The sequence below is a fragment of the Pedobacter sp. 10L46_2 genome, from assembly GCF_056395165.1.
In genome coordinates this window covers 1-8,904 of sequence record NZ_JBFTIZ010000165.1, presented here as the reverse complement: position 1 = coordinate 8,904, position 8,904 = coordinate 1, and the positions used below count along the sequence as shown (strand labels likewise).

Below are 8,904 nucleotides of genomic sequence, written 5' to 3'. Positions count from 1 at the left end.
CATCTGTGGGGATGAAATCTCAAGAAGTGGAGATTAACGGCCGTACAATTATTAATGTAACCTTGAAATCGGCTGATGCTCAGCTTGATGATGTAGTTGTTGTGGCCTTTGGAAAGCAAAAGAAAACTGAAGTAGTAGGATCAATGACTACAATAAAGCCTGCGGATTTAAAAATACCCTCAAGTAATTTAACTGCTGCTCTTGCAGGAAAACTGGCAGGTGTAATTGCCTATCAAAGAAGCGGTGAGCCGGGCGCTGATAATGCAGATTTTTTTGTTAGGGGAGTTACCACTTTTGGTTATAAAGTGTCTCCTTTGATTTTAGTTGACGGTATTGAGTCAACGTCCACTGATTTAGCGCGACTTCAGGTAGACGATATTGCTAGTTTTTCCATCATGAAAGATGCTACATCAACTGCGTTATATGGCGCTAGAGGTGCAAACGGAGTGATTTTGATTACAACTAAAGAAGGTAAGGAGGGTAAAGTGAATTTATCTTTCAGAGCGGAGAATTCTTTATCACAATCAACCAGGGACGTAGAGTTTGCAGACCCTGTGACCTATATGACTTTAGCTAATGAAGCCAATTTAACCAGAAATCCCTTGGGAGGATATCTTTATCAGCAGAGCAAAATAGACAATACCATAAGAGGAACAGATCCGGTTGCTTACCCAACTACTGACTGGCAAAAGATGTTACTGAAAGATTACACCATGAACCAAAGGTATAATCTGAATGTTAATGGTGGCGGCAAAGTAGCAAGATATTTTGTTGCGGGGGCATTGTCGCAGGATCATGGTATCATGAAAGTTGATCCTATGAATAACTTTAATAGCAATGCCAATTTAAAAACATATTCATTAAGAAGTAACGTAAATATTAATCTAACCAAAACTACAGAGTTAATTACACGTATATCAGGTGTTTTTGATGATTACAGAGGGCCTATAAATAGTGGGACAGCAATATATAACGAAATCGTTAATGCTAACCCAGTTCTATTTCCAGCCCGATATGCTCCTACAGAAGATACCAGATTTGTGAGACACATTATGTTTGGTAACTATGGAGATGGACAGTTTAATAACCCTTATGCAAGTTTGCAAAAAGGTTATAAAGACTACTCTCAGTCAACAATGTCAGCTCAGCTTCAATTGTCGCAGGATTTCTCTTTTATAACAGAAGGACTAAGTGCCAGAGCTATGGTTAATACTCAGCGTTATGCTTTCTTTGATGTTAGCAGATTTTATAATCCATACTATTACTCACTTAGTAACTATGACAGGGTAAACAAAACTTATTCACTTAGAGGGCTTAATGAACTTCAATCAACAATTTCCGGAGTTCCTGCAGGTACCGAATATTTGGGATATGATGAAGGAGAGAAAAAAGTTTCTACCAGTTTTTATAGTGAAGCAGCGCTAAACTATAAACGTACTTTCAATCAGGTACATAGCCTCAGTGGTATGTTAATAGGTATTGCCAAAAGTAGCTTAACAGGAGGTGCCGGAGATTTACAAAGCTCTCTTCCTTTCAGGAATATGGGTTTGTCGGGTAGATTTACTTATGTCTATAATGATCGCTATGCTACTGAATTTAATTTTGGCTACAATGGTTCTGAACGTTTTCATAGCTCTCATCGTTTTGGATTTTTCCCTTCAGCAGGTGTAGCCTATACCGTGTCAAATGAGGATTTCTGGAAGCCACTCAAAGAGGTTATGCCGACATTGAAATTAAGGGCAACCTATGGCTTAGTTGGGAATGACCAGATAGGAAGTCCGGAGGACAGGTTCTTTTATTTGTCAAATGTCAATATGAACAGTACTTCAAATGGCGCTGTTTTTGGAACATTAACTGATAATTTTCTTAGTGGAGTTGATATTACCAGATATGCAAATAATGACATTACCTGGGAGACCGCTAAAAAATTCAATTTCGGAATTGAATCCAACCTTTTCAATAAATTAGGCATTCAGGTAGATATCTATAAAGAAAGAAGAACAAACATCTTAATGGATAGGACTTCTATTCCTAGCACAATGGGATTGTCTGCAAATGTAAGGGCTAATGTTGGCGAAGCGTCATCGCATGGTGTAGATGTTTCTATGGATTATTCTCAAAATATTGGTTCAGATATATGGATCAAAGGAATGGCCAATTTTACTTATGCGACAAGCAAATTTGAGGTATATGAAGAACCTGAATATGCCGAGAAAAACAAATCGCATGTTGGTTATTCTTTATCACAAAACTGGGGATACATTGCTGAGCGCCTGTTTGTTGATGATAATGACGTTGCGTATTCCCCAAAACAAAACTTCGGAATTTATGGTGCAGGTGATATTAAATATAGAGATGTAAATCATGATGGACAAATTACCTCGTTAGATCAGGTGCCAATAGGGTTCCCGACATCTCCCGAGATTGTGTATGGCTTTGGTCTTTCTGCAGGTTACAAACGATTTGACCTATCTTGTTTCTTCCAGGGGTTGGGACGTGAGTCTTTTTGGATCGATGGCATAAAAACTTCTCCTTTTGTAAATAATCAGGGGGCATTGTTAAAGGCTTATGCTGATAATCACTGGAGTGAAGAAAATAGAAATATTTATGCCCTTTGGCCAAGATTGAGTACAACGGTCAATGTTAATAACACCCAGACAAGCACCTGGTTAATGCAAAATGGCGCATTTCTTCGTTTAAAATCGCTTGAACTTGGTTACACATTGCCAAATAGGATCACCCAAAAAGCTCATATGTCGAATGTAAGGTTCTATTTAAATGGAACAAACCTTTTTCTATGGAGCAATTTTAAATTATGGGAYRTTGAAATGGGTGGCAACGGTCTAGGCTATCCTGTTCAAAGAGTGATGAATCTTGGCGTGCTCATCTCAATTAATTAAAACAATGTCCACTTTCCTTAAAATTAAACTGTAATTGTATGAAATTTTATAAAATTATAATACTCGGATTGATGGTAATTTCGCTCTCTTCGTGTAAAAAATATCTGAATGTCGTTCCAGATAATATAGCCACCATCGACAATGCTTTTACGCTACGTAATCAGGCTGAAAAGTATTTATTTACTTGTTATTCATTTTTGCCAAGGCTTGGTGATATCGAAAATCCAACATTTATGGGTTCCGGAGAAATGGTTACTCCTAATCCGGGAATATCGCCAATGGATGGCTATCAGAATATTATTGATCTGGCTTATGGAGGCCAGAATGGGGTATTACCAATTGGCAATACCTGGGATGGTGAAAATGGAGCCAGGTCTTATTATATAGCGATACGTCATTGTAATATTTTTCTGGAAAACATTGTTAAGGTTCCTGATATACAGACTTCTGAAAGGAACAAATGGATTGCAGAAGTGAAGTTTCTGAAAGCCTATTATCATTTCAGTTTATTAAAGATGTACGGACCTATTCCGGTAATCCGTAAAAACCTGCCAATATCTGCCTCCGTAGAAGAGGTAAGGGTAAAACGTGAACCTGTGGATTCTGTTGTGAACTATGTTGTACAAACTTTGGATGAAGCGATTCCAGATCTGCCTCTTGAGATTTCTAATCAGGCGAAGGAGCTTGGAAGGGTTACAAAACCTATTGCCTTAGCTATAAAAGCCCAAACACTGGTATTGGCCGCGAGCCCACTATTTAATGGAAATTCTGACTACGCAAATTTCAAAAACAAAGATGGACAAGCCTTGCTAAATCCTACAGTTGACAATATAAAATGGAAAAAAGCCGCCGATGCGTGTAAAGCTGCAATTGATGCCTGTCATGAGGCTTCGAATGCAATTCATTATTTTGAGAAGCCCTTTAACATGGGGGCAATAAGTGATGCCACAACCTATTGCATGAACGTAAGGTCTACAATAACAGAAGAGTGGAACAATGAAACAATCTGGGGGTTTTCCAATTCTAAGGGGAGCACAGGAAATCTTCAAAATATGTGCACTCCACGAAATGATGTGCAGCAGACTTCAGGTGCGCTTCTTGCAGCATCTATAAATGCAGCTGAAATGTTCTATACACGAAATGGAGTGCCTATCGATGAAGATAAGAACTGGGATTATGCAGGTAGGTTTACCAAATTGAAAACAATTCCTCAATCTGAAAGCAGTTTGCTGAATCCGAATTATATTACTGCAAGTTTTAATATGGATAGGGAATATCGTTTTTATGCCGACCTGGCTTTTGACAGATCTTCGTTATTTGGTTTTGGGCGCACCGATGAAACCAATTTATTGTACATCAATACCATTTGGGGACAAAGTAATTCTACCGGTACTAATAGCCGATTTTCTTGTACGGGTTATTGGCCAAAAAAATTGATTAACTATAAGAATAGCGGTAGCAGTGGTAATTACAACATTGTTTCTTATGTGTGGCCTGCCATCCGCTTAGCTAGTTTATATCTTTTATATGCAGAGGCACTTAATGAGGCAGAAGGTCCTTCAGTTGAGGCTTATAAGTATATAGATTTGGTGCGCTTAAGAGCAGGCTTAAAAGGTGTCATTGAATCCTGGGCAACTTATGCGAAAAATCCTTCAAAACCAAGTACAAAAGAAGGCTTCAGGTCAATTGTTCATCAGGAAACGATGATAGAATTGATGTTTGAAGGCGAGAACTATTGGAATGTAAGAAGATGGAAAAATTTGGATATTATGAATAGACCTATAAAAGGTTGGGACGTATTTCAAACTACTACAGAGAATTTTTATAGGCTTAAGACCATTTTCACTCCTAATTATAGCTATAGAGACTTTCTATTTCCTATAAAGGAATACGACTTGTCAGTAAATCCTAACCTTGTTCAAAACCCTAAATGGTAAAATATAATTTCAAATGATTATGAAAAAGATTAATATTTTTTTAATGGTCTTATTTCTTGCAGGATTTATTTTTTCCTGCAAGAATGAAGTGTTAGATCATGCTCCCTTGTTTGGCGACAAAACAAAACCTTCGCCTGTAACCAATATAAAAGTAACTAATGTTGAAGGAGGGGCTATTATCACTTATGATGTTCATGCCGATCCCTCTATACTGTATGTACAAGCAGATTATTCGGTAAACGATAAAGTTAGCAGACAGGCAAAATCTTCGTATTATTCTGATACCATCACGGTAAGTGGTTTTGCTAAAGCCGGTGCTTATAAGGTAGTATTACATGCCATAAGCAGGAGTGAAATAAAATCAGATCCTGTTGAGGTTACCGTTAATCCACTTACGCCAAACTACCTTACTGTAGGTGCCTCATTAAAACTATTTGCAGATTTCGGAGGTGTAAATGTGAGCTATTTAAATCCTAGTGAGAGTGAGTTGGGCGTCGTCGTTATTGTGGACTCCCTTGACGGTTTTGAGTATCTGGATACAAAATACATGAAAGAGCCTGAAGGTAATTTTTCGGTGAGGGGGCTTCCAACAAAAGAGAGAACTTTTGGTGCCTATGTGAGAGATAGATGGGGGAATGTGTCGGATACAGTATACTCAAAATTATCTCCTTTGAGGGAAGTTGAATTAGACAGATCAAAAATATCCGGGTTATACTTACCTGGAGATATGACTGGATGTTGCGGCTCGTCTTTGAGTGTTCCGTTATCTAATAATGGAGCTTCTGATTGGGCCCTTTATGGAATTACCCTCCCTGATACAAAAGTCCCGTCACGTATAACATATGATTTAGGTAGAACTGTTAAAATGAGCAGGTTTAGGTTGTGGTTTAGGGTAAATGGTATTGCAGAATTTGCGAATGGTACTCCAAAAACCTTTAAATTATATGGTAGTAACAATCCGAATCCGGATGGAAGCTTAGATGCTACCTGGATGCAATTGGGAGGTCTTTATGAATTGAAAAAACCCTCAGGATTACCATATGGCAAAAGAAATGCTGAAGATGATGCTGCCAAGCAGGAGGGATTTGAATTTACCTTGCCATTGCCAGCGCAGCCTATCAGATATTGGAGATTTGTAATGGTATCAAATTATTCACAGAGTCTTGGAATGGAGATTTCATGCTTAAAGTTCTGGGGTGATCCTCAATAATCTTAAATAACCGTTTCAACAAAAATATGATTATGAAAAATAAAATATATTTTCTTATAGTGTGCATCGGGATAATTACCTCTTGCACCAAAATGGATAATACCTACAAACCATACCTGGCAGAGGGAGAAAAATATTACCCCGGAAAGCCGAGTGGGATAGAACTCCATTCCGGAAGAAACAGAATTGAAGTACAATTTCAACAAAGCCTGGATCCAAATATTGCTAAGTATGTAATTTACTGGAACGATAGAGCTGATTCTGTAATTACATTGCCTACAGCTGAATTGGGTATTCTTAAAACCATTATCCCCGGATTAAAAGAGCAGTCATATAATTTCGAAATTGTTTCCTTCGATAAATTAGGGAATTCCTCTTTAGAGGTGATAAAGAGTGGTAAGGTTTATGGTACTACCTACGAATCTGAGCTTTTGAATAGGGGAGTGATTATTGGGAATACCCTGGCAGGATTAGAATTGAGTTTTTCCGGTGCTGAAACTTTTAATGTGTCAACTGAAGTAACCTATACCAATGCCTTAGGGAAAACTGCAACTGTTCGTGTACCATCAACGGTTGATACTTATACTATTGCTGACAATAAAGGAAAGCAAATAGAATTGAAATCTGCATTCGTACCTGATAAAGGCATTGATACATTTTACAGTCCTTCGGTTATTCAAACATTTAATGCATACGCAGGGAATTACCAGGCCACAGGTGTGTTTCATCATCCGGACAATGGAGATCGCAATATTGACGAAGCGAAAGTCCTTGCCCGGATAACGGATGAAATTGTTCAATGTAATTTAGGTGACCTGGGCTCCTCAGGTTATCTCATGCAGTTGAAAGTTAATGGAGATTTATCAGTGACCATTACTCCTGCTGGAGCTACACCTAATATTGACCAGCATTGGGGGCCAAGTTATTACGATCCTGCAACTAAATCTTTTCATTTATTCTACTCTTATAATACTGCTGCTCCACGTAAAGTAGAGGAAACAATCACATTAAAATAGTGGATTTATAAACAATAATAATGAAGCGCAGCAATCCGGTTGGGGATGCCCCAGCCGGATTTTTCTACCTAATAGCTTGAATCGTCATGTAAGTACATTGAGTTGATGAGCAAAAAAAGCATCGATATTGATCAATATAAGACCATTTTTATAGCTCTTAAAATATTTAATTTTAGCATTGAACAGACTGATCGGCAGTATTGTCATAAATTTTTTTTGAGAATAAACAAGCGAACAGTTTGTACATACAAACAAATGAAACAAAGCGAAAATTCGCACAAGACAACACACAAACACTATGAATAATTTTAACATTGTCATGTTCAGGGTAATTATTGCCTGGATAATGGTGTTCAGCTACAGTAACCTATCACATGCGCAGACCATCAATTTAAAAACCCGATATTCATCTATCAGTATAGATGGTAAAGGTTTTATTACATCCATTAAAGACGTCAATACGAAAAAAGAATATAATCCAAAGGGGTTTTCTTCAGCATTGATGAGCCTTTCTAATCACAAGGGTTATATTCATCCGATAAAATCCTTTTATAGCCCGAAGCGCAATCAAATCTTGCTTAGCTTTAGCAATGGTGCAGTGGCAACAATAAAAGCAGAACAGAAAAATGAATATTTTAGGTTTCAACTACTTTCGCTAACCAAGAAAGAACAGGTTGATAATATCATATGGGGCCCTTATAAAACGAATATTTCAAAAACCATTGGAGATGTGCTTGGAGTGGTGCGGGATGATGATTTCGCGATAGGTATGCTGGGACTGAATGACAATACTACAGGAGGCCCACCAACGGACGGTGATATGTCTTTCATGTATTATTTTATACACTCTCCTGACCCTGTAAAATTCCCACTTCCTCCTAACCTAAAAGAAGGGCAAACTTTTACAATTGGTGGCGATGGTATTAGTGATGTGGCCTTTTACTCGCATCCGGAAGAATACTATAGGATGAACTATGGAAATGGTGCTGTTCTAGAACCAACATTTGGATCTTCGATTTCCATGCACTCTCGAGACAGGAAAAAAGAGCAAATGATACGTTTTCCTGTATTGCCCGACAACATGGATGGAAAAGCAAACTCTGCCCGTTACCAACTCGTATTGCCTACAGATGCCGGATTTATCGGTTCTGCAATGGCATTGTATGCTTGTCCGGATTCTCTTGGCCTTAAAACGATAGAGAAAATAGTTTTAGCCGAAGGGCTTCCTCACCCGGAAATAGATGGCAAATGGATTAAAGACCCCAAAGCTTATCGTCCTGATATTGCATGGAGTGGTGTTCATGACAGCCTTGTAAATTATGCTCAGCGTTTAGGACTTAAATCTGTTCAGGATGAAGGCATGGGCGAATATTATCCGAACAGGCAAAACAGATGGGGCGGAAAAAAAGTTAATTTTAAATCTGCTCCTGCAATGACCATACCTGAATATGGCGCATTAATGAAAGAAAAAGGTATACGCTGGGGTTTACATACCCTTTGTGAATTCTTACAACCGGATAATAACAGTGATGTTGCACCAGTTCCTAATGATAGCCTTTCCATCATGCAGCGCACGGTGATCACCAAACAGCTTTCTCCTCAGGATACAGTTATTACAGTAGCAGACCGGGCCTATTTCAATGAATTTGGAGGATGGGAAGGAAATCATACCAATGTACTTAAGATAGGTAAAGAGCTTATCGAGTATAACGGCATAACAGAAACCAAGCCCTATACCTTTTTAAATGTTAAAAGAGGATTTCATGGAACAACCAGAGGATCTTTTGGCCTTGGAACAACCATTGTTAAGCTGCAGCCTAATTGCTATCATGGTTTTGCAC

At 38.3% G+C, this 8,904-nt stretch carries 5 protein-coding genes; all 5 read left to right on the top strand.

Annotated features, from left to right (window positions below; translation table 11 throughout):
* On the top strand, positions 1–2,900 hold a 2,900-nt coding region (locus AC1DDX_RS17135), incomplete at its 5' end, for a SusC/RagA family TonB-linked outer membrane protein (RefSeq protein WP_477622320.1).
* Positions 2,901–2,938: 38 nt separating this feature from the next.
* Positions 2,939–4,837, top strand: a complete 1,899-nt coding sequence (locus AC1DDX_RS17130; RefSeq protein WP_084498139.1) for a RagB/SusD family nutrient uptake outer membrane protein — start codon at positions 2,939–2,941, stop codon at positions 4,835–4,837.
* A 19-nt stretch (positions 4,838–4,856) separates the two neighbouring features.
* Positions 4,857–6,047 carry a DUF4959 domain-containing protein gene (locus AC1DDX_RS17125; protein WP_337716710.1) on the top strand — a complete coding sequence of 397 codons (1,191 nt, stop codon included), beginning with the start codon at positions 4,857–4,859 and terminating at the stop codon, positions 6,045–6,047.
* A gap of 32 nt (positions 6,048–6,079) precedes the next feature.
* The gene (locus tag AC1DDX_RS17120; protein WP_161662237.1) at positions 6,080–7,063 is read left to right on the top strand and encodes a DUF4998 domain-containing protein; all 984 of its coding nucleotides are present in this window, start codon (positions 6,080–6,082) and stop codon (positions 7,061–7,063) included.
* Between the two features lie 298 nt (positions 7,064–7,361).
* Positions 7,362–8,904 (top strand): hypothetical protein (locus tag AC1DDX_RS17115; protein WP_477622319.1); only part of this gene is annotated, 1,543 nt, incomplete at its 3' end.

Bases quoted from the DNA above. Each gene is read 5' to 3' on its own strand.
- AC1DDX_RS17120 (WP_161662237.1), top strand. From the start codon at position 6,080: ATGAAAAATAAAATATATTTTCTTATAGTGTGCATCGGGATAATTACC.
- AC1DDX_RS17125 (WP_337716710.1), top strand. From the start codon at position 4,857: ATGAAAAAGATTAATATTTTTTTAATGGTCTTATTTCTTGCAGGATTT.
- AC1DDX_RS17130 (WP_084498139.1), top strand. From the start codon at position 2,939: ATGAAATTTTATAAAATTATAATACTCGGATTGATGGTAATTTCGCTC.